This is a genomic window from Kitasatospora sp. NPDC005751 (genome assembly GCF_040630835.1).
Lineage (GTDB): Bacteria > Actinomycetota > Actinomycetes > Streptomycetales > Streptomycetaceae > Kitasatospora.
In genome coordinates this window covers 521271-546184 of the sequence record NZ_JBEXYC010000001.1, presented here as the reverse complement: position 1 = coordinate 546184, position 24914 = coordinate 521271, and the positions used below count along the sequence as shown (strand labels likewise).

The 24914-nt window shown below is 72.3% G+C and carries 19 protein-coding genes, 1 tRNA gene and 1 pseudogene; 13 read left to right on the top strand and 8 right to left on the bottom strand.

Features of this window, described 5'->3' with window-relative positions:
* Positions 1–35 precede the first annotated feature (35 nt).
* Positions 36–1640, top strand: a complete 1605-nt coding sequence (locus tag ABZ497_RS02460) for an MFS transporter (RefSeq protein ID WP_329487479.1) — start codon at positions 36–38, stop codon at positions 1638–1640.
* 81 nt (positions 1641–1721) lie between these two features.
* On the opposite strand, the gene ABZ497_RS02455 is transcribed toward ABZ497_RS02460, so the two are convergent.
* Together ABZ497_RS02455 and aceE are read right to left on the bottom strand one after the other, a co-directional pair.
* Complete coding sequence (locus ABZ497_RS02455; RefSeq protein ID WP_352289703.1) at positions 1722–2168, bottom strand: nitroreductase/quinone reductase family protein; 447 nt, start codon at positions 2166–2168, stop codon at positions 1722–1724.
* A 183-nt stretch (positions 2169–2351) separates the two neighbouring features.
* Positions 2352–5102, bottom strand: a complete 2751-nt coding sequence (aceE, locus tag ABZ497_RS02450; RefSeq protein WP_359802907.1) for a pyruvate dehydrogenase (acetyl-transferring), homodimeric type — start codon at positions 5100–5102, stop codon at positions 2352–2354.
* A gap of 516 nt (positions 5103–5618) precedes the next feature.
* Here aceE and ABZ497_RS02445 point away from each other — a divergent pair.
* From ABZ497_RS02445 to ABZ497_RS02425, 5 genes are all read left to right on the top strand, one after another.
* Positions 5619–6053: a DUF3052 domain-containing protein gene (locus ABZ497_RS02445; protein ID WP_359802906.1), complete on the top strand. Its 435-nt coding sequence runs from the start codon at positions 5619–5621 to the stop codon at positions 6051–6053.
* 240 nt (positions 6054–6293) lie between these two features.
* Complete coding sequence (locus ABZ497_RS02440) at positions 6294–6752, top strand: peroxiredoxin (protein WP_329487475.1); 459 nt, start codon at positions 6294–6296, stop codon at positions 6750–6752.
* A gap of 235 nt (positions 6753–6987) precedes the next feature.
* The gene (locus ABZ497_RS02435) at positions 6988–7563 is read left to right on the top strand and encodes a TerD family protein (RefSeq protein ID WP_329487474.1); all 576 of its coding nucleotides are present in this window, start codon (positions 6988–6990) and stop codon (positions 7561–7563) included.
* A 327-nt stretch (positions 7564–7890) separates the two neighbouring features.
* A complete protein-coding gene (locus ABZ497_RS02430) occupies positions 7891–8466 on the top strand; it encodes a TerD family protein (protein ID WP_329487473.1) in 576 nt (191 codons plus the stop codon).
* A 72-nt stretch (positions 8467–8538) separates the two neighbouring features.
* On the top strand, positions 8539–9648 hold the full coding sequence (locus ABZ497_RS02425) for a DUF475 domain-containing protein (RefSeq protein WP_359802904.1): 1110 nt from the start codon (positions 8539–8541) through the stop codon (positions 9646–9648).
* A gap of 117 nt (positions 9649–9765) precedes the next feature.
* Here the strand turns inward: ABZ497_RS02425 and ABZ497_RS02420 are convergent, their stop codons facing one another.
* A complete protein-coding gene (locus ABZ497_RS02420) occupies positions 9766–10905 on the bottom strand; it encodes a DUF2637 domain-containing protein (protein WP_329487471.1) in 1140 nt (379 codons plus the stop codon).
* A gap of 397 nt (positions 10906–11302) precedes the next feature.
* Between ABZ497_RS02420 and ABZ497_RS02415 the strand changes: the two genes are divergently transcribed.
* Entirely contained in the window at positions 11303–12043 is a 741-nt protein-coding gene (locus ABZ497_RS02415; RefSeq protein ID WP_329487470.1) for a Tellurium resistance, read from the top strand.
* 16 nt (positions 12044–12059) lie between these two features.
* Here ABZ497_RS02415 and ABZ497_RS02410 read toward each other — a convergent pair whose 3' ends face one another.
* The gene (locus ABZ497_RS02410; protein ID WP_359802903.1) at positions 12060–13169 is read right to left on the bottom strand and encodes a TerD family protein; all 1110 of its coding nucleotides are present in this window, start codon (positions 13167–13169) and stop codon (positions 12060–12062) included.
* 469 nt (positions 13170–13638) lie between these two features.
* Here ABZ497_RS02410 and ABZ497_RS02405 point away from each other — a divergent pair, with 469 nt between their 5' ends.
* The 3 genes from ABZ497_RS02405 (at position 13639) to ABZ497_RS02395 (ending at position 18680) form a co-directional block, all read left to right on the top strand.
* Positions 13639–14985, top strand: a complete 1347-nt coding sequence (locus ABZ497_RS02405) for an HpcH/HpaI aldolase/citrate lyase family protein (protein WP_359802902.1) — start codon at positions 13639–13641, stop codon at positions 14983–14985.
* A gap of 141 nt (positions 14986–15126) precedes the next feature.
* Complete coding sequence (locus tag ABZ497_RS02400) at positions 15127–17661, top strand: phosphoribosyltransferase (RefSeq protein ID WP_359802901.1); 2535 nt, start codon at positions 15127–15129, stop codon at positions 17659–17661.
* Between the two features lie 5 nt (positions 17662–17666).
* Complete coding sequence (locus tag ABZ497_RS02395; RefSeq protein ID WP_359802899.1) at positions 17667–18680, top strand: HAD family hydrolase; 1014 nt, start codon at positions 17667–17669, stop codon at positions 18678–18680.
* A gap of 72 nt (positions 18681–18752) precedes the next feature.
* On the opposite strand, the gene ABZ497_RS02390 is transcribed toward ABZ497_RS02395, so the two are convergent.
* Complete coding sequence (locus ABZ497_RS02390; RefSeq protein ID WP_329487465.1) at positions 18753–18974, bottom strand: zinc ribbon domain-containing protein; 222 nt, start codon at positions 18972–18974, stop codon at positions 18753–18755.
* A gap of 116 nt (positions 18975–19090) precedes the next feature.
* Positions 19091–20410, bottom strand: coding sequence for a hypothetical protein (locus ABZ497_RS02385; RefSeq protein ID WP_329487464.1), 1320 nt, complete (start codon positions 20408–20410; stop codon positions 19091–19093).
* 210 nt (positions 20411–20620) lie between these two features.
* Between ABZ497_RS02385 and ABZ497_RS02380 the strand changes: the two genes are divergently transcribed.
* Positions 20621–20695, top strand: a tRNA-Val gene (locus ABZ497_RS02380).
* Between the two features lie 125 nt (positions 20696–20820).
* On the opposite strand, the gene ABZ497_RS02375 is transcribed toward ABZ497_RS02380, so the two are convergent.
* Entirely contained in the window at positions 20821–21033 is a 213-nt protein-coding gene (locus ABZ497_RS02375) for a helix-turn-helix domain-containing protein (protein ID WP_359802897.1), read from the bottom strand.
* A gap of 175 nt (positions 21034–21208) precedes the next feature.
* Positions 21209–21328 (bottom strand): annotated as a pseudogene (locus ABZ497_RS02370) (IS5/IS1182 family transposase); the annotation flags it as partial.
* A 121-nt stretch (positions 21329–21449) separates the two neighbouring features.
* On the opposite strand from ABZ497_RS02370, the gene ABZ497_RS02365 reads away from it, so the two are divergent.
* Positions 21450–22196, top strand: coding sequence for a VIT family protein (locus tag ABZ497_RS02365; protein WP_359802896.1), 747 nt, complete (start codon positions 21450–21452; stop codon positions 22194–22196).
* A gap of 87 nt (positions 22197–22283) precedes the next feature.
* Positions 22284–24818, top strand: a complete 2535-nt coding sequence (locus tag ABZ497_RS02360; RefSeq protein WP_359802895.1) for an ATP-dependent Clp protease ATP-binding subunit — start codon at positions 22284–22286, stop codon at positions 24816–24818.
* Positions 24819–24914: the final 96 nt, after the last annotated feature.

Sequence of the window (24914 nt, the reverse complement as noted above, 5' to 3'; positions counted from 1 at the left end):
CGTCTGTTCGCTGCCATGCCCCCGGAGGGCCCCAGATGAGCCAGTCCGTCGTCAAGAGCACCAAGGCGGACGACCCGCCGCAGCCCGACTCGTCCTCCGGGGGCGGCCTGAAGGGGCATCCCTGGCTGACCCTGCTGACCGTCGCCGTCGGCGTGATGATGGTCGCGCTGGACGGCACGATCGTCGCGATCGCGAACCCCGTCATCCAGGCCGACCTCAAGGCCGCGCCGTCCGAGATCCAGTGGGTGACCAGCGGTTACCTGCTCGCCCTCGCGGTCTTCCTGATCACCGCCGGCAAGATCGGCGACCGCTTCGGCCACAAGCGGACCTTCCTGGTCGGCGCGGCCGGCTTCGCCGCCACCTCGGCCGCGATCGCCTTCGCGGGCAACATCGAGACGGTGATCGCCTGCCGCGTCCTGCAGGGCCTGTTCGGCGCGCTGCTCCAGCCGGCCGCGCTCGGCCTGCTGCGCGGGGCCTTCCCGGTCGAGAAGCTCAACATGGCGATCGGCATCTGGGGCGGGGTGATCGGCGCGTCCTCGGCGGCCGGTCCGATCGTCGGCGGTCTGCTGGTCGAGCACGTCAGCTGGCAGTCGGTGTTCTTCATCAACATCCCGGTCGGCCTGCTCACGCTGGCCCTCGGCATCTGGATCCTGCGGGACGTCCGGGCCGAGAAGGCGGCCAAATCCTTCGACGTCCCCGGCATCGTGCTGCTCTCGCTGGCGATGTTCGCGCTGGTCTTCGGCATCATCAAGGCGCCCGAGTGGGGCTGGGGCGACACCAGCACCCTGCTCTTCCTGGGCGGCGCGCTGGTCCTGATGACGGCCTTCGCGCTCTGGCAGCGGGTCGCCCGCGAGCCGCTGATCCCGCTCAGCCTGTTCCGCTCCGTCCCGCTGTCGGCCGCCACGCTGCTGATGGTGCTGATGGCCTTCTCGTTCTTCGGCGCGATCTTCTTCGTGACCTTCTACCTGCAGAACGTCCACGGGATGGCGCCGGTCGAGGCCGGCGTCCACCTGCTGCCGATGACCGGCATGATGATCATCGGCTCGCCGGTGGCGGGGCTGGCCATCGGCCGGCTCGGCCCGCGGGTCCCGATCGTGGCCGGCATGCTGATCACCACCGTGGCGATGTTCGGGATGTCCACCCTGGACGAGGGCTCCGGCGCCGGGGTGATGTCGCTGTGGTTCGTTCTGATGGGCCTGGGCATGAGCCCGGTCATGGTCGGCGCCACCGAGGTGATCGTCGGCAACGCGCCGATGGAGCTCTCCGGCGTGGCCGGCGGCCTCCAGCAGGCCGCGATGCAGGTCGGCGGCAGCCTCGGCACCGCGGCGCTGGGCGCCCTGATGGCCGCCAAGGTCGGCGACGTGCTGCCCGGCAAGTGGGCCGAGGCCGGCCTGCCGCCGGTCCAGGGCGCCGAGGCCGAGGGCCTCAAGCAGGCGGCCCAGCTCGGCTTCGCCCCGCCCGCCCCGGAGGGGACCCCGGCCGAGGTGGTCGACGCGATGGCCGGCGCCGTCCACCAGTCCTTCCTCAGCGGGATGTCGCTCGCCTTCGCGGTGGCGTCCGTGGTGGCCTTCGCCGCCGCCCTGCTCGGGCTGCTCGCCCGCCGGGGCAAGGGCGAGGCCGGCCCGGCCGTCCACATCTGACCGCCCGCGCACCGCGAAGCCGGTGGCCCCGGACTCCCGAGGGAGTCCGGGGCCACCGGCTTCGCGCGTCGGACTTCCGGGTCAGCCCGCCGCGCGGCGCAGCTCCACCAGCGGCACTACGCGCCCGGCCCGCGCCCGGTAGGCGGCGAACGCCGGCTGGGCGGCGATCTGGGCCGCCCAGAGGGCCTCGTACCGCTCGCCGCCGGTCACCGGGACGGCCAGCGCCGGGTAGCGCTCGGCGCCGAGCTCGACGGTGACCTCGGGGCGGGCGGCCAGGTTGCGGTACCAGTCCGGATCGGCCGGGGCGCCGCCGTTCGAGGCGAAGACGACGGGTCGGCCGCCCTCCGTCAGATGGACCAGCGGGGTGGTGCGCGGCTCGCCGCTGCGCCGGCCCCAGGTGGTGAGCAGCAGCAGCGGGGTGCCCGCGAAGGAGCCGCCGACCGCGCCGGCCGAGGCCCGGAACTCGGTGATCACACCGCGGTTGTACGCGTTGCCGCCGGCGGCGGGCTCGGGGTGGACGGCGTTCATGGGAGACCTCCTGGGGTGGTCCGGTTCGTCTGGGAACGACCCTAGGAGCTCACACCTGTGTGAGGTTCAAGGGGATGTGACGGAGGTCACGCCGGGGATCCGGCGGCGGGAACGGCGAAGGGCCGGACCTCCACGGAGGAGGTCCGGCCCCTGGGTTCACCGGTTCACCGGCTCACCGAGCGCTCAGGCGTCGCCGCCGGCGGCACCCGGGTCGGCCGCGGCCACGTCCAGCAGCTGGTAGCGGTCGATCGCGTCCTTCAGGGCGCTGCGGTCGATCTTGCCCTGCTTGGCGAGCTCGGTGAGCACGCCCAGGACGACCGACTGCGCGTCGATGTGGAAGAAGCGACGGGCCGCGCCACGGGTGTCGGCGAAGCCGAAGCCGTCGGCACCCAGCGACTGGTACTGCCCCGGCACCCAGCGCGAGATCTGGTCCGGCACCGCGCGCATCCAGTCGGAGACGGCGACGAACGGGCCCTCGGCGCCCTGCAGCTTCTGCGTCACGTAGGGGACGCGCTGCTGCTCCTCCGGGTGCAGGAGGTTGAACTCCTCGGCCTCCACCGCGTCGCGGCGCAGCTCGTTCCAGGAGGTCGCGGACCAGACGTCGGCCTTGACGTTCCACTCCTCGGCGAGGACGCGCTGGGCCTCCAGGGCCCACGGCACCGCCACGCCGGAGGCGAGGATCTGGGCCGGGATCTGCCCGGCGGTCGCCGGGGCGTACCGGTGCAGACCCTTGAGGATGCCCTCGACGTCGACGTTCTCCGGCTCGGCCGGCATCTTGATCGGCTCGTTGTAGACGGTCATGTAGTAGAAGACGTCCTCGCCGTGCGGGAACTCCGCCGACGAGCCGTACATCCGCCGCAGGCCGTCCTGGACGATGTGCGCGATCTCGAAGCCGTACGCGGGGTCGTACGCGACGACGCCCGGGTTGGTCGAGGCCAGCAGGTGCGAGTGGCCGTCCGCGTGCTGCAGGCCCTCGCCGGTCAGCGTGGTCCGGCCGGCGGTGGCGCCGATCACGAAGCCGCGGGCCAGCTGGTCGGCCATCTGCCAGAACTGGTCACCGGTGCGCTGGAACCCGAACATCGAGTAGAAGACGTAGACCGGGATCAGCGGCTCGCCGTGGGTGGCGTAGGAGGAGCCCGCGGCGATCAGCGAGGCCGTGCAGCCCGCCTCGGAGATGCCGTCGTGCAGCATCTGGCCGGTCGGGGACTCCTTGTACGCCAGCAGCAGCTCGCGGTCGACCGACTCGTAGGTCTGGCCCAGCGGGTTGTAGATCTTCGCCGACGGGAACAGCGAGTCCATGCCGAAGGTGCGGTACTCGTCGGGCGCGATCGGCACGAAGCGGTTGCCGATGCCCTTGTCCCGCATCAGGTCCTTGAGCACCCGGACGAACGCCATGGTGGTGGCGATGGTCTGGTTGCCCGAACCCTTCTTGACCGCCTTGTACGCGTCGTCGCCCGGCAGCTCCAGCTGACGCGGCCGCACCTTGCGGGTCGGCACGTAGCCGCCCAGCTCCTTGCGGCGGTCGTGCATGTACTGGATCTCCTCCGAGTCACGGCCCGGGTGGTAGTAGGGCGGGTAGCCCTCCTCCAGCTGCTTGTCCGTGATCGGGATGTGCAGGCGGTCGCGGAAGCGCTTCAGGTCCTCGACCGTCAGCTTCTTCATCTGGTGCGTCGCGTTGCGGCCCTCGAAGTTGGGGCCGAGCGTCCAGCCCTTGACCGTCTGGGCCAGGATGACCGTCGGCTGGCCCGTGTGCTCGCGGGCCGCCTTGAACGCCGCGTAGACCTTGGCGTGGTCGTGGCCGCCGCGGCCCAGGTGCTGGATCTGCTGGTCGGTCATGCTCTCGACCATCTTGCGCAGCCGCAGGTCGCCGCCGAAGAAGTTCTCGCGGATGTACGCGCCGGTCTCGGTGGCGTACGTCTGGAACTGGCCGTCGACCGTGGTGTTCAGCTTGTTCACCAGGACGCCGTCGCGGTCCTGTGCGAGCAGCGGGTCCCAGCTGCGGTCCCAGACCAGCTTGATGACGTTCCAGCCGGCGCCCCGGAACTGGGACTCCAGCTCCTGGATGATCTTGCCGTTGCCGCGGACCGGGCCATCCAGGCGCTGCAGGTTGCAGTTGACCACGAAGGTCAGGTTGTCCAGGCCCTCACGCGCGGCGAGCGACAGCTGGCCCAGCGACTCCGGCTCGTCCATCTCGCCGTCGCCGAGGAAGGCGTACACGTGCGAGGCGGAGGTGTCCTTGATGCCCCGGTGCTCCAGGTAGCGGTTCATCCGGGCCTGGTAGATCGCGCCGAGCGGGCCGAGGCCCATCGAGACGGTCGGGAACTCCCAGAAGTCCGGCATCAGCCGCGGGTGGGGGTAGCTGGAGAGGCCGTACGGGGCCTTCGACTTCTCCTGGCGGAAGGCGTCGAGCTGCTGCTCGGACAGTCGGTCCAGGAGGAAGGCGCGGGCGTAGATGCCGGGGGAGGCGTGCCCCTGGAAGAAGATCTGGTCGCCGGACTCGCCCTCGGCGTCCTTGCCGCGGAAGAAGTAGTTGAAGCCCACGTCGTAGAGCGACGCGGAGGAGGCGAAGGTGGCGATGTGGCCGCCGACGCCGATGCCCGGACGCTGCGCCCGGGAGACCATGACGGCCGCATTCCAGCGGGTCGCGTTGAGGACCTTGCGCTCGATCTCCTCGTTGCCGGGGAAGAACGGCTCGTCCTTGGTGGCGATGGTGTTGATGTAGTCCGTGCTGCGCATCTCGGGCACGGCGACACGCTTCTCGCGGGCGCGCTCGATCAAGCGGAGCATCAGGTAGCGGGCACGCTCGCGCCCCCGCTCGTCGATGGCCGCGTCAAGCGACTCCAGCCATTCCGCGGTCTCCTCGGGATCGAAGTCCGGGACCTGACTCGGAAGGCCGCCAATGATGATCGGGTTGCGATCGGATCCGGAAGCCACGCTGTTCCTTCACTGTCGGTCGAAACTGAGGTGTGTCGCGCCGCCTCCATCGTGCTACCGCGCTCGGAGATCCGTCATCTCTACCGATCGGTAACCGCTGCGCCCGGTAGGCGGAGCGGTCTGGCGGCGCGCGGAGCAGGCGCTATTGCCTGCGCCCCGCACCACCGGGTGTTACGAACAGAGGTGGTCCGACCTGGTTGCCCGATCGTCCGATGGCGGGCGGTCGGGGTGAGGGCCAACAGGAGACTCTACGCCCGCGCACGCGCGGACCCGAATGCCGTTCGCATCTCGGGCACGCGTACGGCCTGTGGACCGGGGTCACCCGAAGCATCCTTGTCCCATGCAGAGAAGGGCAAATCGGTGTGATTCACGACACGTCGACCGGCGTGTCCCCCTGTGGCACGTCAACCTTTGGAGGGGATCGGGGGTCGGGTACTTGCGCGAACCGCCGCGCCCGTGTGGACTACGGCCACAGCCTCGGCATGGATGCCGAGCCGAATACTGGAGGTTATTCCCGTGAGCGCGACCGCGGACCCCGCGGACAAGTCCAACCCGGCCCACCGTCTCGGATTCGAGAAGGACCAGATCATCCAGGAGCTGGGGTACGACGAAGACAGTGACCAGGAACTCCGCGAGGGCATCGAGGAGATCACCGGGACAGATCTCGTCGACGAGGACTACGACGACGTCGCCGACGCCGTCCTGCTGTGGCACCGCGACGACGACGGCGATCTCACCGACACCCTCGTCGACGCCCTGGAATACCTGGCCGAGGGCGGCCTGATCTGGCTTCTGACGCCCAAGACCGGCCGGGACGGCCACATCGAGGCGTCCGACATCGCCGACGCGGCCCGGACCGCCGGCCTCTCGCAGACCAGCTCGATCGCCATCGCCAAGGACTGGGCCGCCACCCGGTTGGCGACCAAGGCCGCCAAGGCGGGCAAGCGCTGAGCGCCCCTCGCGCCTGAGCCGCGATCCAGGGCCGGGCCCCGTTGGAGCTTCCTCCAGCGGGGCCCGGCCGTTTCGCGTTCCGGGCTGGATCCCCTGCCGGGGGTGGCGTTCGCCGAGGGCGAAAGGAGGCGCCCCGAGCGCCGGCCGCCTCACCCGTTCGGCCGAATCGGGGTCGGCGAATGCAAGGATGGCGCTCGCCGCGCCCGCCGCGCGGCCCTGTCGCGTCAGAAAGGTCCCACCATGGCCATCGAGGTCGGCACCGAGGCTCCGGACTTCGAGCTGAAGAACCAGCACGGCGAGCTGGTCAGGCTCTCCGACTTCCGGGGCGAGAAGAACGTCGTCCTGGTCTTCTACCCGTTCTCCTTCACCGGCGTCTGCACCGGCGAGGTCTGCGCGATCCAGAAGGAGCTGCCGCGCCTGCAGAACGACGAGGTCCAGGTGCTCGGCGTCTCCAACGACTCGCCGTTCACCCAGCGCGTCTTCGCCGAGCAGGAGGGCCTGGAGTACCCGCTGCTCTCCGACTTCTGGCCGCACGGCGAGGTCTCCCGCGCCTACGGCGTCTTCAACGAGGAGAAGGGCTGCGCGGTGCGCGGCACCTTCGTGATCGACAAGGCCGGCGTGGTCCGCTGGAGCGTCGTCAACGACCTGCCGGACGCCCGTGACGAGCAGGAGTACCTGAAGGTCCTCGGCGCGCTCTGAGGCCCCGCGCGCCCCTTCCCGGGGGCGCCCGACGGGCCCGGCGGGCTGCGGACGGACCGCGGGGCGGGCCCCCGCGCGGATTCGAACAGCCACGCCGGGCCCGTTCTCCGCCCAGGACGGGAACCCGGCACTACGATCGGTCCGTTGGCTGGTCAGAGGCTCGGCGCAATCCTCGCCGCACCTCCGACCGCACCACGGGGGCACCAGTGCGTGCCTCCCGAATCTTGGAGGACAAGTGGGTGTCAGCCTGAGCAAGGGCGGCAATGTCTCGCTCACCAAGGAAGCCCCCGGCCTGACCGCCGTGGTCATCGGCCTTGGCTGGGACGTCCGTACCACCACCGGCACGGACTTCGACCTGGACGCCAGCGCCCTGCTCTGCAACGACCAGGGCAAGGTCGACAAGGACGGCAACTTCGTCTTCTTCAACAACCTGAAGAGCCCCGAGGGCTCGGTCGAGCACACCGGCGACAACCTGACCGGTGCCGGCGAGGGCGACGACGAGGCCATCAAGGTCGACCTGGCGACCGTGCCGGCCGATGTGCAGAAGATCGTCTTCCCGGTGTCGATCTACGACGCCGAGAACCGGACCCAGAACTTCGGCCAGGTCCGCAACGCGTTCATCCGCGTGGTGAACCAGGCCGACAACAAGGAGCTGGCCCGGTACGACCTCTCCGAGGACGCCTCGACCGAGACCGCGATGGTCTTCGGCGAGCTGTACCGCAACGGCGCCGAGTGGAAGTTCCGCGCCATCGGCCAGGGGTACGCCTCCGGCCTGCGCGGCATCGCCCAGGACTTCGGCGTCAACGTCTGAGCCGGGCGGCGGGCCCGCCGGGCCTGACGGAGTACCACCGGGCCGGGGCCGGCCGCGGACGCGAGGGCGTCGGCGGCCGCCCCGGCTTCGTGCTGTCCGGGGCCGTGTCGCTCGGGTTCGTGCTGCGCGGCTTCGTGGCGCCCGGGGCGGGCGGCGGGCGGGGCCCGGCCGGGGGGTCACCGGTTCGTGCGCCCCGGCTTCGAGCCGGTCCGGCGCACTGGAAGGATAGGAGTTCAGGAAGTTCAGCCGGCCGAAGGCGGCCGGGCGGGGCCACGGGGGAATAGACCTTGAGATGCGCCCCGGGAGGAAAAGGGAGGAAGGACAGCCATGAGTGTCACGCTCGCCAAGGGTGGAAACGTCTCGCTCACCAAGGCCGCGCCGAATCTGACGCAGGTCCAGATCGGCCTCGGCTGGGACGCCCGCTCGACCACCGGTGCGCCGTTCGACCTCGACGCGAGCGCGCTGCTGTGCTCGGGAGGCCGGGTGCTCGGTGACGAGTACTTCGTCTTCTACAACAACCTGAAGAGCCCCGAGGGCTCGGTCGAGCACACCGGTGACAACCTCACCGGCGACGGCGACGGCGACGACGAGGTCGTGCTGGTCAACCTGGACCTCGTCCCCCCGCAGGTGGACAAGGTGGCCTTCCCGGTGTCGATCTACGACGCCGAGTCGCGCCTGCAGAACTTCGGTCAGGTGCGCAACGCCTACATCCGGGTGGTCAACTCCCTGGACGGGCAGGAGATCGCGCGGTACGACCTGACCGAGGACGCCTCCAGCGAGACCGCGATGATCTTCGGCGAGCTGTACCGCTACGCGGGCGAGTGGAAGTTCCGCGCGGTGGGCCAGGGGTACGCCTCGGGTCTGCGCGGCATTGCCCTCGATTTCGGCGTGAACGTACAGTAACGGCGGCCCGAGACCCGCGTCCGACGCGGTCGACGTCCTCGGCGCCATGAACTCGAAAGGTAACCAAGTCCCGTGTTCCTCCGCACCTTCGGCTGGTCATTCGCGATCACCGTCATCGGGCTGATCGCAGCCGGCCTGCTCTGGGGAGCTGAAGGATTCGGCATCGTGCTGATCCTCTCCATCCTGGAGATCTCCCTGTCGTTCGACAACGCGGTGGTCAACGCCACGGTGCTGAAGCGGATGAACCCGTACTGGCAGAAGATCTTCCTCACCGTCGGCGTGCTGATCGCCGTCTTCGGTATGCGGCTGATCTTCCCGCTGCTGGTCGTCGGCCTCACCGCGCACCTCAGCCCCGCGACCGTCATCGACCTCGCGCTCAACTCCGACAAGACCTACGAGGGTTCCACCTACGCCCAGTACCTGGAGGCCGCCAACCCGGCCATCGCGGCGTTCGGTGGCGTCTTCCTGCTGATGATCTTCCTCGACTTCATCTTCGAGGAGAAGGACTACAACTGGCTGGCCTGGATCGAGCGTCCGCTGGAGAAGGTCGGCAAGCTGGAGGCCTTCTCGACGGTCGTCGCGCTGGTCACGCTGTTGCTGGCGTCCAACTTCTTCGCCGGGGAGCACGCCGAGACGGTGCTGCTCGCCGGAGTGCTCGGCCTGGTCACCTACCTCTCCGTCAACGGGCTCTCCTCGATCTTCGAGGCGGGCCTGGAGGAGGAGGCCGAGGAGGAGGAGGAGAAGTCCGGCAAGTCCGGGAAGTCCATCGTCCAGGTGGGCGGCAAGGCCGCGTTCTTCCTCTTCATGTACCTGGAGGTGCTGGACGCGTCGTTCTCCTTCGACGGCGTGGTCGGCGCGTTCGCGATCTCCAGCGACATCTTCCAGATCACCCTGGGCCTCGGCATCGGCGCGATGTACATCCGCTCGCTGACCGTCTACCTGGTCCGTCAGGGCACCCTCGACGACTACGTCTACCTGGAGCACGGCGCGCACTACGCGATCGGCGCGCTCTCGGTGATCCTGCTGGTCGGCATCGAGTACCACATCCCGGAGATCGTCACCGGCCTGATCGGTGTCGCCTTCATCGGCCTCGCCCTCGGCTCGTCGATCCTGCGCAACCGCAAGGAGGCCGCCGCGGGCGGCGGCGGGGACGACCACGAACTGGCGAGCGCCGGCAAGTAGCGCTCCGCACCCGGGGCCGTCGCCCCGGGGCCCGACGAGAACGGCCGCCCCCTCCGGTGAGGGGGCGGCCGTTCTGCGTGCGTGGTGCTCGGTTCGGTTGTCCCCGCTGCGGGAGGGTCAGCCGAGCTGCTGCTCGATGGCGCGCAGCTTGCGCTCCAGCGAGTCCAGCTTGGGCATCGACAGGGTGTCGTCGTCGGCCGTCAGGTCGATGGTCGAGCTGCGGTAGGAGGACGACGAGGAGCCGCTGCCGAGGTAGGACGAGTCGCCGAACGGGTCGGTCGAGGAGGACCCGACGGCGGCCCGCGGGCGGCGGCCGGCCTCCAGGGCGCTCAGCGAAGCGGGCTCCAGCACGGAGCGGCCGGTCTGGGAGGTGGCGTCGGCGTCAGCGGCTAGGGCAGGCTCCGAAGCGTTCGGGCCGTCTCCGGCAGCGGTGAGCGCGGGCACCTGACGGCCGCCGCGGGCCCGGGCCAGCATCCCGCTCTGGCGGGAGATGGCCTTGAGCTCGGCGCGCTCGCGGCGGTCGGCGCTGCGGGCACGCAGCTTGGCGGCCTCCTTCGTCTGGCGCTCCTCGCGGACCTCCTCGACCGCCTCGTCCAGGCTGCGGACGTTCTCCAGCAGCATCAGCGACCAGGCGGCGTAGGTCTCGCGGGGGGCGCGCAGCCAGCGGACGATCCGGATCTGCGGCAGCGGACGCGGGACGAGGCCCTGCTCGCGCAGCGCGGCCTTGCGGGTCTGCTTCAGCGCCCGGTCGAACAGGATCGCGGCCGAGATGGACATCCCGGAGAAGAACTGCGGGGCGCCGTCGTGGGACACGCCGCGCGGGGCGTGCACCCAGTTGAACCAGGCCGAGGCGATCGCGAACACCCAGACCAGCAGGCGCGAACCGAGCGCCGCGTCACCGTGGCTGGCCTCGCGCACGGCGAGCACGGAGCAGAACATCGCGGCGCCGTCCAGGCCGAACGGGACGAGGTACTCCCAGCCGTTGGACAGGCCCAGGTTCTCCTTGCCGAAGCCCACCAGGCCGTGGAACGAGAGCGCGGCGGCGACTCCGGCGCAGCAGAACAGCAGGACGTAGGAGGAGATTCCGTAGATCATCTCCTTGCGCCGGCGGCGCTCCTCGGTGCGCTCCCAGGAGTCACCCGAGTCCTCGTTCTTGGTCGTGTTCTTGAAGCGCAGCGTCGCCACCAGGATGGCGGTGAACAGCAGGGCTGCGCCGCCGATGACGGTCCAGACCAGCTGTATGGAGGTCAGGTTCATTGCGGGTCGGGCCTCGGGTTTCCGCAGGGGACAGGTCACAGTGCGACACAGACGATCAGATCCCGTCGCCGGGACAGGGCCTGACGGTGCGTCCTTGCCGCCGGGCGCCCACCGCGCCCGGGCAGGGGCGGTCGGGACACCTGTGCGGCTAGACGATATCGCGTCCGAAGGGGCGGCATGTTACGGGAGGGGACCTTCGCCCCGCCAGCCGACCCGCCGTCGGCTCCCGGCCGCCGTCGGGTGGTCGGCCGGTGGTCGGCCGGTGTCCCGCCGGTGCACCGTCGGTGTCCGGTTCACGTGGCTGGGTAAGCAGTTCGGGTACCCGGCGGGCGGGCTGATGCCGGATCATTGAGCGACGGACCGCCGGACCGACCGGCGGCCCTGGGGGAGGACTGGGATGGCCTCGATTTGGGAGTACCTGCGCGGGGAGCGGAACACCCTGGACCCGGGCGGGCAGCACAAGATCACACTCACCAAGTCGACGCCGCAGCACGCGATCACCGGGGCCGCGGCCACCACCGGCTACCTCTACGTCAACCTGCACTGGACCACCCGGATAGGAGCGCCGCGCTCCTCCGGCCGGGACGCGCTCAAGCGCTGGTTCAGCCCGCGCATCCTCAGCCCGGTGGAGCCGGACACGCAGCAGGGCGCCCAGCTCAACGTCGACCTCGACCTGGCCTGCATGTACGAACTGTCCGACGGCAGCCGGGGCGTGGTGCAACCGCTCGGCGGCTACTTCGGGGACCTCCAGCGCGCGCCCTTCGTCAAGCTCAGCGGCGACGACCAGTACGGGGCGCCGTCCGGCGAGACGATGTACGTGAACCTGGAGAAGAAGGACCAGTTCAAGCGGCTGCTCATCTTCGTCTACATCTACGACGGCACACCCGCGTTCGAGCAGGCCAACGCGGTGGTGACGATCGTGCCGCAGACCGGTCCGCGGATCGAGATCAAGCTGGAGGAACGCGCCCCGGCCGCCCGTTCCTGCGCGGTGGTGCTGATCGAGAACTCCGGGGACAACCAGCTGACGGTGCGCCGCGAGGTGCGCTACGTCAACGGTTTCCAGGCGGACATCGACCGGCTGTACGGCTTCGGGATGCAGTGGCAGCGCGGGTACAAGGGCCCGTCCGGGCCGGAGTAGCGGCCCCGCGCGGCGGTCAGCGGGGCTGGAACTGCGGGCCCTGCGGCGGCAGCGCGAACTCCTCGGGGGCGGCCGGGGGCTGCGGGGCCTGCTGCTGGGACGGCTGCTGGGACGGCGGCGCGGTGGCCGACTGGGGGTAGCCGTAGCCGCCCTGCTGCTGCGGTGCGGGCTGCGGCGGGTACCCGTAGGTGCCCTGCTGCTGCGGGTAGGGCTGCTGCGGTGCCTGGTGGGCCGGCTGCGGGTAGCCGTACCCGGGGCGCGGGGCCTGCTGGGGATAGCCGTAGCCGCCCTGCTGGGGGCCGGGCTGCGGGTACCCGTACCCCGGCTGCCGGGCCGGGGGCGCGGGCGGGACGGTCGGCGCGGTGGTCGGCATCGCGGGCGGCGCCTGCGGCGGCGGGGGAGCGTGGGCGGGTACGGCCGGGGCCGACGCGGGCGGCTGCGGGGCGGCGGCCTGTGCGGCACCGAGCGGGACGGCGGGCGCCAGGGTGTACGTGCCCGGCTCGGGGCGGGCGACGGGGCGCGGGTCCGGCACGGCGGCGCGCGGGTCGGCCGGACCGGCGCCGCGGGCGTCCGCCGCGCCGTCCTCGACGGTGATCCCGAAGTCGGTGGCCAGGCCGATCAGCCCGGACGCGTAGCCCTGGCCGACGGCCCGGAACTTCCACGACCCGGCCCGGCGGTAGAGCTCGCCGGCGACCAGCGCGGTGACGTCGTCGTTCTCGGGCATCGCGAACTCGGCGAGAGCGGCGGCGCCCTCTCCGGCGCCGGCGTCGAAGAGCAGCAGGCGCAGCCCGGTCACGGAGCGGAACGATCCGCCCTCGGAGGAGCCGGCCAGCACCACCCGGTCCACCTCGGGCGGCAGCTTGGCGAGCTCCGCCTCCACGGTGTCGGCGATCTCGGCGCCGGCGGCGGTCTGCTGCTTGGGCAGGTGGCGCACCAGGCCCGACGGGTGCCTCGGCTGGTTGTAGAAGACGAAGTCGGCATCCGAACGAACCCTGCCCTCGGCGCCGAGGAGCAGCGCGGAGGCGTCCACGTCCGGCGCACCGGGCGTGGCGCTCCAGCGCAGCACGGCGCGGACCGCCGCCACCGGCAGTGCGATGTTGGCGCCCTTGGCCATCACGTGCGTCATAGCGGACCATCCTGCCTGTTCGCCACCCCTTCGGACAACGTGACCGGAGGGGGCGCGGCCGTCGGACTTTGCCAATGCTTGCGGTTTGTGAAGCGGAGGGTAATCTTCCGAGAATTCGATGTTTCCGAATCGCATTCGACCGGAAGTCGTCCGTACGATAGGCGGCCAGAGGGCCCCGGGGGGTTCGGCGAGGGGGATCAGCAGCGCGCGCCCGGGAACCACCGGGCCCGGTGGACCGGTTAACCATCGTGACGCCCCGCACCCCGCAACGGTGCCCGACGGCCGCACTCCGACCTCCCGCAGCCCGACTCCCCACCTGATCGCGGCACCCCCCGAGCCTCCTCCGCACCCCTCCCGGCCCCCTTCCGCACCCCCGAGCACCGCCCGCACCTCCCTGAGCACGAACCCCGCACGCCCCTGAGCACGAACCCCGCCGGGACCGGCGGCCGCAACCCCTGAGGAGAGCACCATGCGCCATTTCGGCCACCTCGCCGACGACGTACGCGGCCGGCTCTTCCTCGAACAGCCCAGGGCCTTCTCGGCGGAGAGCGACGCGGCCGTCCTCGCCATCGCGCTGGGCGCGACCCTCTACAGCCCCGCCACCCGGCCCACGCTGGGTGAGGACATCCGCAAGCAGGCGGGTCGGGGCGTGGTCTCGATGGTGCTCTGCCTGGAGGACGCGATCGCCGACCACGAGGTGACCGCGGCCGAGGCCAACCTGGTGGTGCAGCTCGGCGAGCTCTTCGCGGAGCCGCACGGCGGGCTTCCGTCGCGGGGCGGGGCGCCCGGCGCGGCCGGGGAGGCGGCGGTCCGCGACGACCTGCGGGCGCGCGGCGAAGTGCGTCCGGAGATGCCCGGCGGGTGGCTCGGGGAGGTGCGGGGAGTGACGTCCGAGCCGGTCGAGGCCACCGAAACCTCCACCGCTCGCACACAGGATCTGCCCCTCCTCTTCATCAGGGTCCGAGCCGCCTCCCAGATCACCGACCTGGCCGGCCGGCTCGGCCCGGCGATCGGGCTGCTCACCGGTTTCGTCCTGCCGAAGTTCACCGACGAGAGCGGCGGCGAGTTCCTGGAAGCGCTCGCCGGCGCCGAGGCGGCCACCGGCCGCCGGCTGTTCGCCATGCCCGTCCTGGAGTCCCCCGAACTGGCCCACCTGGAGACCCGCCGCGAGCAGCTGTTCGGCATCGCCCGGCTGCTCGACAAGCACCGCGAGCGCGTCCTCGCCGTCCGGCTCGGAGTCACCGACCTCTGCTCCGCGTACGGGCTGCGCCGCTCGCCCGACCTGACCGCGTACGACGTCGCGCTGGTCGCGTCGGTGATCGGGGACGTGGTCAACGTGCTCGGCCGGGCCGACGGCACCGGGTTCACCGTGACCGGTCCGGTCTGGGAGTACTTCCCCGTCCAGGAGCGGATGTTCAAGCCGCAGCTGCGCCGCACCCCGTTCGCCGAGGCGGAGCCCTCCGGGGTGGCCGTGCGCCAGCGGATCATCGACCACGACCTGGACGGCCTGATCCGCGAGATCGAGCTCGACCGGGCCAACGGACTGCTCGGCAAGACCTGCATCCACCCCAGCCACGTCCCCGCCGTGCACGCGCTCTCCGTGGTCACCCATGAGGAGTACAGCGACGCGCGGGACATCCTGGACCAGGAGCGCGGCGGCGGCGGAGTGCTGCGTTCGGCGTACACCAACAAGATGAACGAGGCCAAGCCGCACCGGGCCTGGGCCGAGCGGGTGATGCTGCGCGCCGAGGTGTTCGGGGTGGCGAGGGAGGACGTCAGCTTCGCGGAGCTGCTCTCGGCCTGCCTCTGCGGCTGACCGCGGGGGCTCGTGGCTCGTGGCTTCGGGTCTCTTCCGCTTCTCGTACCGCCTGCGCTACTCGCACTACCCGCACTTCTTGTACCTCTCGTACCTCTCGGACCGACCGCACGACTCGCACCATCGAAGGCAGGACCAGTAGTGACAGCACAGCAAGAGTGGACCGGTCGCTGGGTGGCCGACCGGGCAGGCGTCGGTCTGACCGGCTCGGACCGCCTCCCCGACCTGGTCGGCCTCGCCCTGCGCGAGAACCCCAAGCGCGCCCACCTGCTGGTCTCCACCGTGCTCGGCAAGCACGTCCCGCAGCGCCCGTCCGTGGTGCACGGCGCCGGTCTCGACCTCGGCCGCCTGGTGCGCGAGCTGCTGGGCGAGGAGGCGGCCGCCCGTGCCGTGGTGCTCGGCTACGCCGAGACCGCCACCGGCCTGGGCCACAGCGTCGCCGACGCCCTGGACGCCCCCTACCTGCACTCCACGCGCCGCCCGGTGGCCGGGCTGACCCCGGTCGGCGGCTTCGAGGAGGAGCACTCGCACGCCACCTCCCACCTGCTGCTGCCCGCCGACCCCGCGCTGCTGGCCGGTGACGGCCCGCTGGTCCTGGTGGACGACGAGTTCTCCACCGGCAACACCGTGCTCAACACCATCCGCGAGCTGCACGCGCGCCACCCGCGCGCCCACTACGTCGTGGTCGCCCTGGTCGACCTGCGCGACGAGAGCGACCGCCGCCGACTGGTCGACACCGCCGCCGAACTCGGCACCCGGCTCGACCTGGTCGCCGCGGCCGGCGGCGGCGTCGAGTTGCCGGCCGACATCCTCGCCCGCGCCGCCGAGCTGATCGCCGAGGTCGGCCCCGCGCCGGAGCCGCCCCCGGCCGCCCCCGCCCCGCTGATCCGGGTCGCCCTCGACTGGCCCGCGGGCCTGCCGGACGGCGGACGGCACGGCTTCAGCGCCGCGCACCGGGCACAACTCGAAGAGGCGCTCCCGCAGTTGGCGTCCCAGCTGGCCGCCGCGCTGGAGCCGGGCGACACCGGCCCAGCGGCGGGAGAGGGCCCAGTGGCGGGAGAGGGCCCGGCGGCGGGCGAGGGCCGGGAGTCCGGCGCGGCCGGCTCCGGCCGGGTGCTGGTCCTCGGCTGCGAGGAGCTGATGTACGCGCCGCTGCGCCTCGCCGGCGCCCTCGCGGACCACCTCCCCGACGGCGAGGAGCGGGTCCGCTACTCCACCACCACCCGCTCGCCCGTCCTCGCGGTGGACGACCCGGGCTACGCCATCCGCACCCGACTCTCCTTCCCCGCCCACGACGATCCGCAGGACGGCGGGTCACGCGAGCGCTTCGTCTACAACGTCGCCCCCGGCGCCGACCCGGCCCGCCGCTTCGACGCGGTGGTGCTGGTGGTCGACGACGTGGCCGACACCCCCGAACTGCACGACGGCGAAGGCTCCCTGCTCGCCCAGCTGCGGCAGGTCACCGACCGGGTGGTGCTCGCCGTGCTGCCCTCGCACCGGCCGGTCCCGGCCGTCCGGCCGGAGCGGAGCGCGCTGCCCGCGCCGCTGCACGGCCCGGAGTTCTCCTCCTACCGCGCCGACGAGGTCTCCTGGCTGCTCAAGGACCTCTCCGACGTCCCGCTGGAGGCCCCGACCGAGGAGCGCGAGGAGGCCGTCCAGAACGGCGGCGCCCACTACGCGGAGTCCCTGCCGGTGGAGTACCAGCCCAGCCCCGAGTACCAGGAGCTGTTCCACCAGGCCCTGCGGATCTCCGCCCGCCGGATCGCGCTCGCCGTCGGCACCGTCGCGGAGACGCTGCTCCGCGAGCGCGGCCGCGGCCTGGTGCTCGCCTCGCTGGCCCGGGCCGGCACCCCGGTGGGCGTCCTGATCCGCCGCTGGCTGGCCTTCGCACACGACCTGGACACCCCGCACTACGCGGTCTCGATCATCCGCGGCCGCGGCCTGGACCCGGTCGCCGTCCGCTACCTGGACGCCCACCACCACGCCCCCGACGTGGTGTTCGTGGACGGCTGGACCGGCAAGGGCGCGATCACCCGCGAACTCGCCGAGGCCCTGGCCGGCACCGCCTTCGACCCCGAACTGGCCGTCCTGGCCGACCCCGGCCGCTGCGTGCGCACCTACGGCACCCGGGACGACTTCCTCATCCCCTCCGCCTGCCTCAACTCGACCGTCTCCGGCCTGGTCTCCCGCACCGTGCTGCGCACCGACCTGATCGGCCCGGACGACTTCCACGGCGCCAAGCACTACACCGAACTGGCCGGCGGGGACGTCTCCGGCGCCTTCCTGGACACCGTCGCCGACCACTTCGCCGAGGTCCTCGACGAGGTGCGGACGGCGGCCGACCGGCTCGCCGCCGAGGACCGCACCCCCGACTGGGCCGGCTGGGCCGCCGTCGAGCGGATCAGCACCGAGTACGGCATCGACAACGTCAACCTGGTGAAGCCCGGCGTCGGCGAGACCACCCGGGTCATGCTGCGCCGTGTCCCCTGGCGGGTGCTGGCCCGCCGCGGCACCGGCGCCGACCTCGACCACGTCCGTCTGCTCGCCGCCCAGCGCGGCATCCCCGTCGAGGAGGTCGACGACCTGCCGTACTCGTGCGTCGGCCTGATCCACCCCCGCTACAGCCGGGGAGCGACCGGCGCCTCCGGCACGGCCGTCCTGGTGAAGGAGTCCTGAACCCGATGAGCAGCCCCAGTGGTTTCCTGGTCGCGAGCGACCTCGACCGCACCCTGATCTACAGCAACCGCGCCCTCGCCCTGGACGTGCCCGACCGGCTCGCACCGCGGTTGCTCTCCGTCGAGGTGCACGACGGCAAGGCGCTCTCGTTCATGACCGAGCAGGCCGCCGGGCTGCTCGTCGAACTCGCCCGCGAAGCCCTGCTCGTCCCCGCCACCACCCGGACCAGGACGCAGTACGAACGGGTCAACCTGCCCGGCCCGACGCCCGGTTGGATCCCCGCCTACGCGATCTGCAGCAACGGCGGCCGGCTGCTCGTCGACGGCGTCCCGGACGAGGACTGGCAGGCCGAGGTGGCCGGCCGGCTGGCCACCGCGTCGGTGCCGCTGGCCGAGGTGGTCGAACACCTGGCGCTCTGCGCGGACCCGGAGTGGACCCACAAGCGCCGGGTCGCCGACGAGCTCTTCGCCTACCTGGTCGTCGAACGCGCCGAGCTGCCGGCCGGCTGGCTCGACGAACTCACCGGTTGGTGCGCCGAGCGCGGGTGGACGGTCTCGCTGCAGGGCCGCAAGGTCTACGCCGTCCCGGCGCCGCTGAGCAAGAGCGCGGCGCTGGCCGAGGTCGAGCGGCGCGTCGGCGGCGCCACCGTGCTGGCCGCCGGCGACTCGCTGCTCGACGCGGACCTGCTGCTGGCCGCCGACGCCGCCTGGCGCCCCGGGCACGGCGAACTCGCCGACAGCGGCTGGACGGCCCCCGGGGTCACCGCGCTCGACCAGGTGGGCGTGGCGGCGGGGGAGGAGATCATCCGTCAGTTCCTGGCCCGTGTCCGGGGCGGGGCAGGTGTGGGTGTGGGTGTGGGTGCGGCTGCGGGCCCGGAGGTTCCGCGGGCCGTCGGTACGGAGGACCCGCGGACCGTCGGTACGGAGGACCCGCGGACCGTCGGTGCGGAGATCTTGCGGACCGCCGACTCGGACGGCGGGCCGGAGGCCGGCTCGCTGGAGTCCGTGGCCAAGGGCTGAGGCCCGGCGCCGCCGGCCGGTCCGCGCTCAGGTCAGCCGCTCCCCGTGCCCGCCGGCCGTTCCGCGCTCAGGTCAGCCGCAGCAACCGCCGCCGCAGCAGCCGCCCCCGCCCCCGGACGGGGCCTGCTGCGCGGCGCCGCCGGACGCGCCGCCGGTGACGGCGACGGCCGACAGCAGCTTCACGGTGTCCTCGTGCCCCTGGGGGCAGACCGCGGGGTCGTTGGCCTGCGCCATCGTGCGGCGGAGTTCGAAGGTGGCCCCGCAGGAGCGGCAGCGGAAGTCGTAGCGTGGCATACCCGCAGGGTAGCCCGGCGCGGGCCGGCGGTGCAGGGGGCCCGCACGATCGGTGGGGGTCGGCGGGGTCGGCGGGGTCGCCAGGCCGCCGGCCGGGTGGCCGGGGGCGGCTCGCGCTACCGGTGGCCGCCCAGGTCCTCGCGGATCAGCTCCACCACCTGCGCCGCCGTCTCCCGCACCGCCGCCAGCTCGGTCAGGAAGTGCCAGTAGTCGGGGTGCCGGCCGGCCGTCTCCAGCGCCTCGACCGCCCGGTCCAGCCGGCCGACCGCCGCGTCCAGCGGAGCCGCGTGCCGCGGGTCCGGCGCCTGCCGCCCCGCCATCGCGAGCCGCTGGGCGTCCCGGAGCGCGAAGCGGGTCCGCTCGATCTCCCGGTTCGGATCGTGCTGCACCTCGTTCAGCTGCCGCAGCCGCTCGTTCACGGCGACCACCGAGCCGTCCGCGGTGTCCAGCAGCGCGCGCACCGTGCCGAGCGCGCCGGTCGCGTCCGGCCAGCGCTGCTCGTCGCGCGCCCGCGCCGCCTCGGCGAGCTTCTGCTCCGCCGCCCGCCCCGCCTCCGCCACCTGGTCCGGCACCCGCTGGAGGTCCTGCCAGCACGCCGTGGCGAACCGCCGCCGCAGCTCGCTCAGGGCCGGCTCCACCGTGCCGGCCTTGGTCTCCAGCGCCTGGATCCGGGTCCGCAGGCTGGCCACCCGCCGGTCGATCTCCCGGGCCCGCTCCGGCAGGTGCTCCGCGTCCGCCGTGATCGCGTCGGCCCGCTCCTTCACCCGCTCCGCGCGCTGCAGCGTCGCCGCCACCCCGTGCCGGCCCGCGCCCTCGTTCAGGCGGCCCAACTCCGGGCTCAGCTCCGCCAACCGGGCCGCCAGGTCGTCCGCCTTCAGCCCCGCGCCGCGCACCGCCTCCAGCGTGGTGGTCGCGGTCAGCAACGACCGCTTCGCCCCCTCCACCGCCGGGGTCACCCGCATCAGCTGCGACTCGGCGTGCTGCAGCACCGGCTGCAACCGCTGCAGGAAGCCGTCCAGCTCAGCCTGCGCCGACCCGAGCTGCCCCTTCACGTCCTGCAACTGGTGCCGGGCCCGCGCCGCGGCACCGGACTCCAGCTCCTCGGCATCCAGATCGTGCGCGTCCAGCGCCGCCAGGTAGTTCACGGTCACCTGGTCCACCCGGCCGGAGATCGCCTCGAAATCCGCCGCCGCCCGCTGCGCCGTCGCGCCGTCCTCCGCCGCGCGCACCGTCTCCACCGCCAGCCGCACCTCGCGCTGGGTGGAGTCCAACTCGTAGAACGCCTGCTGCGCCGCGTCCCGGGCCGCCTTCGCGTCCGCCCGCACCCCCTCGCCGCCGCGCCGGCCCCACCAGCCCCCGCCCGTACCGAACGACGCCGCCCCGGCGGCGCCCAGCGCGCCCGCGATCACCAGCGGCAACACCAGGGCCTCGGCCACCGCACTCCCCGGCCGCCGCCCCCACCCACTCCCGTCGGCCACCCTCACTGCGCGCTCCCTGTTCCGACCGCTGATCCACTGCCCATTGTTCCCGATCGCCCCACCACACCGGCACCCCCACCCGTCCCACTCCCCGAGCACCCGCACCACACCACCCCCCGGGACCAGGTACTCTAGGCAGTCGTCGTGCCCCCACCGGGCCGCGACGGGGGGCGCGTAGCTCAGTGGTAGAGCGCTGCTCTTACAAAGCAGATGTCGGCGGTTCGAAACCGTCCGCGCCCACCAGCAGAGATGCCCCGGACCGATCATGGTCCGGGGCATTTGACATCTCAGACCGGCATCAGTGACGACGCTAGAGCAGCCGGTCCATGTTCCCGAGCGCCTCGCGCTGGGTGTCCTGGGCCACGTGATCAGGTGAGGTTGGCGGGAAGAGTCCGGACTCGCCCGCCCTTCCCATGGCGTACATCGAGAACGCCGGCCCCTTCCAGCTGCGCGAGCGCGCGCCGGACAGTTTCCCGAGCGGCACCGGTCCTCTGGGCGAGTCGAGTGTCTGAGCGATCGCGGTGAGTTGGTCGAGCACCGGGGCACCTTGGGCTCGGCGCCCGCGACAACCCGACTGACACCGGGCTGCGATCGGATCAGGCCCTTGGCAGCCAGAACAGCCAGAACATCGAGCGCGCGCTTCACCGTGGTGCGGGCGACGGAGTACTCCTCCACCAGCGCGGCTTCAGAGGGAAGCGACGTCATCGTGGAGTCCCTGCCAAGGCCTTTCTGGTCGCCGGTGCAGATGTCGCGATCCACCGGTCGGCCCGCGGAGTCGACAGCGGCATGGACCTTGCTGCTCAACCCGCCCCGGGAGTGGCCGAGTCCGGCTCTCGCGGCCAGTCCGGACGACTCGGGGTGGGCCCGGACGATCGTCGGCCCAGGTCGGGACGGTTGTTCTGGTCTGGGCCGCAGGCGTTTGCGGGGAGCGGGCGGGTGGGCGGATTGATCATCGGAGGAGCGGGTAGCCCCGGGGCATGATCGGAGGTGATCGCTGATGGGCGGACAGACTTCGGCCGAGGTGGCCGGGGAGGCCGACGGGCCGGCGCAGGGTGAGACTCGGGCCGAGCTGTCGTCGCGGCTGAACTGGTTGCGGGCGGCCGTTCTCGGGGCCAATGACGGTGTGGTCTCGACGGCGGGAATCGTGACCGGTGTCGCCGGGGCGTCGGGTTCGCGGACGGCGCTGGTGGTGGCGGGGGTGGCGGGTCTGCTGGCCGGGGCGATGTCGATGGCGGCCGGGGAGTACGTCTCGGTCAGCACGCAACGGGACACCGAGCAGGCCGCGTTGGCGAAGGAGCGGCGCGAGCTGGCGGAGGATCCGGAGGGGGAGCTGGACGAGTTGACCGACTTCTTCCGGGGCGCCGGGCTCGACGACGGCCTGGCCCGTCGGGTGGCCGTGGAGCTCACCGAGCGGGACGCGCTGGCGGCGCACGCGCACACCGAGCTGGGGATCGACCCGGAGGCGCTCACCAACCCCTGGCAGGCGGCGTTCGCCAGCGCCGCCGCGTTCACGCTGGGGGCGCTGGTGCCGTTGCTCGCCGTGCTGTTGCCGCCGGAGTCCTGGCGGCTGGGCGTGACGGTGGCGGCCGTCCTGCTGGCGCTCACCGCGTCGGGCTGGGTGAGCGCCCGGCTGGGCGGCGCGGGGCCGCTGCGGGCAGTGCTGCGGAACGTGGCGGGCGGCTCGCTGGCGATGGTCGTCACCTACAGCGGCGGTGTCCTGCTCGACCGCGTGACGGGCGGCTGACCGGCACCTGACCGGCGTCCGAGCGGGTGCGGGGCCAGGGAGCCTGTGTTTGTGTGAGCGCAGACTGCTTGGGAGAGGTGAACCACGGTGACCATGCCCCCGTTCGGATCGAGCGATCCGTTCTCCGACCTGCTCAGCCGGTTCTTCGGCATGAGTCCGACGGCCTCCCCGCCCGCCGTGCAGCGGGTGCCGATCGGGCGGCTGCTGAGCGAGTCCTCGCAGGAGTTGCTGGCGCTCGCCGCGCGACGCGCCACCGAGGACGGGAGCAGCGACCTCGACACCGCTCATCTGGTCTGGGCCGCCACCAAGGTGGAGGCCTCGCGGCGGATGCTGGAGCGTGCCGGCATCGACCCCGAGCAGCTCGCCGAGGACCTGGGCGGGGAACTGCCGTCCGGGGGCAGGGCGCAGACGCCGGGCGGCCGCCCGGCGCTCACGCCGTCCGCCAAGCGCGCGCTGCTCGCCGCGCACGCCCGTTCCCAAGAGGCCGGCGCGTCGTACATCGGGCCGGAGCACATCCTCAGCGCGCTGCTGGACGAGGAGCGCTCCGGCGCCGGCACGGCGCTGCGCAACGCGGCGCCCTCGCCGGAGGCGCTGCGCACGGTGATGGAAGGGCGCGGGACGGGTGGTGAGCGCAGCGGCACCGGCGCGCGCCCGAGCCAGACGCCCACGCTGGACGAGTACGGCCGGGACCTGACCGAGGAGGCGCGGGCGGGCAGGCTGGATCCGGTGGTCGGCCGGGCCGAGGAGATCGAGCAGACCGTCGAGATCCTCTCCCGCCGGACCAAGAACAACCCGGTGCTGATCGGCGAACCCGGCGTCGGCAAGACCGCCATCGTGGAGGGTCTGGCGCAGCGGATCGTCTCCGGGGACGTGCCGCAGAGCCTGCGCGAGAAGCGGGTGGTCGCCCTCGACCTCACCGGGCTGGTGGCGGGTTCCAAGTACCGGGGCGAGTTCGAGGAACGGCTGAAGAGCGTGATCGACGAGGTCACGGCGGCCGAGAAGAGCGTGATCCTCTTCCTGGACGAGCTGCACACCGTGGTCGGCGCGGGCGGTGGCGGCGAGGGTTCGATGGACGCGGGCAACATCCTCAAGCCGGCGCTGGCCCGCGGCGAACTGAGCGTGGTGGGCGCCACCACCCTCGACGAGTACCGCAAGCACGTGGAGAAGGACGCCGCGTTGGAGCGCCGCTTCCAGCCGGTGCTGGTGCCGGAGCCGAGCGTCGAGGAGACGGTCGAGATCCTGCACGGGCTGCGTGACGCCTACGAGGCGCACCACCAGGTGCGGTTCACCGACGAGGCGCTGGACGCCGCCGCGAGCCTCTCCGACCGCTACGTGAGCGACCGCTTCCTGCCCGACAAGGCGATCGACCTGCTGGACCAGGCCGGTGCGCGGGTGCGGCTGCGCAGCCTGAGCGGCTCCACCGAGGCGATGCCGGTGCAGGACCGGATCACCAAGCTGCGCCGGGAGCTGGAGGAGGCCGTCGCGGACGAGGAGTTCGTGCGGGCCGCCAACCTCAAGACCGAGCTGCGGCAGACCGAGGACGAGCTGGCCGCGGTCAGGGAGTCGCGCGAGGAGGTCGTCGCGGTCACCGCGGAGGACATCGCGCAGGTGCTCTCGGGCCGGACGGGCATCCCGGTCGCGGAGCTGAACGCGACCGAGCGCGAGCGGCTGCTCCAGCTGGAGGAGCACCTGCACCGGAAGGTGATCGGGCAGGACCAGGCCGTCACGGCGGTCGCCCAGGCGGTGCGGCGCGGCCGGGCCGGGATGGGCGACCCGGAGCGGCCGACCGGGTCCTTCCTGTTCCTCGGGCCGACCGGCGTCGGCAAGACCGAACTCGCGAAGGCGCTGGCCGAGCTGCTGTTCGGTGACCCGGACCGCATGATCCGCTTCGACATGAGCGAGTTCCAGGAGAAGCACACCGTCTCCCGGCTGGTCGGCTCGCCGCCCGGGTACGTCGGCTACGACGAGGCGGGGCAGCTCACCGAGGCGGTCCGCCGCAAGCCGTACAGCGTGCTGCTCTTCGACGAGGTGGAGAAGGCGCATCCGGACGTCTTCAACCTGCTGCTCCAGGTGCTGGACGACGGGCGGCTGACGGACGCCCAGGGGCGTACGGTCGACTTCCGCAACACCGTGGTGATCATGACCAGCAACATCGGCTCGCAGCGGATCCTGGAGCACGCGGGCGACGTGGACGAGATCAGGGACGACCTGATGGGGGACCTGCGGACGCACTTCCGGCCGGAGTTCCTCAACCGGATCGACGAGGTGATCGTCTTCCACGCGCTCTCCCGCAAGGACCTCCTCAAGGTGGTCGACCTGATGCTGGAGCGGAGCCGGCGCCGGCTGAAGGCGCAGAACATCGACCTGGAGATCACCGACGGGGCCAAGGAGTGGCTGGTCAACCGGGGCTACCAGCCGGAGTTCGGGGCGCGGCCGCTGCGCCGCACCATCCAGTCCGAGCTGGACAACCGGATCTCCAACCTGCTGCTGGACGGCACGGTCCGGGAGGGGGACACGCTGATCGCGGAGGTGGACGCGGGCGAGCTGGTGGTGGCGCTGGTCCGGCCGGAGCCGTCGGCGAAGGCGGAGGACGCCTGGGCGAAGGCCGCCGATCCGCAGTAGCGCGGTGCGGTCGGCTTTGCCGGTGCGGACCAGGTCGGACCGGTCAGCGAGGTTCGGGCGTACTCCCGCTGGAGTACGCCCGAACGCCACCCCGGG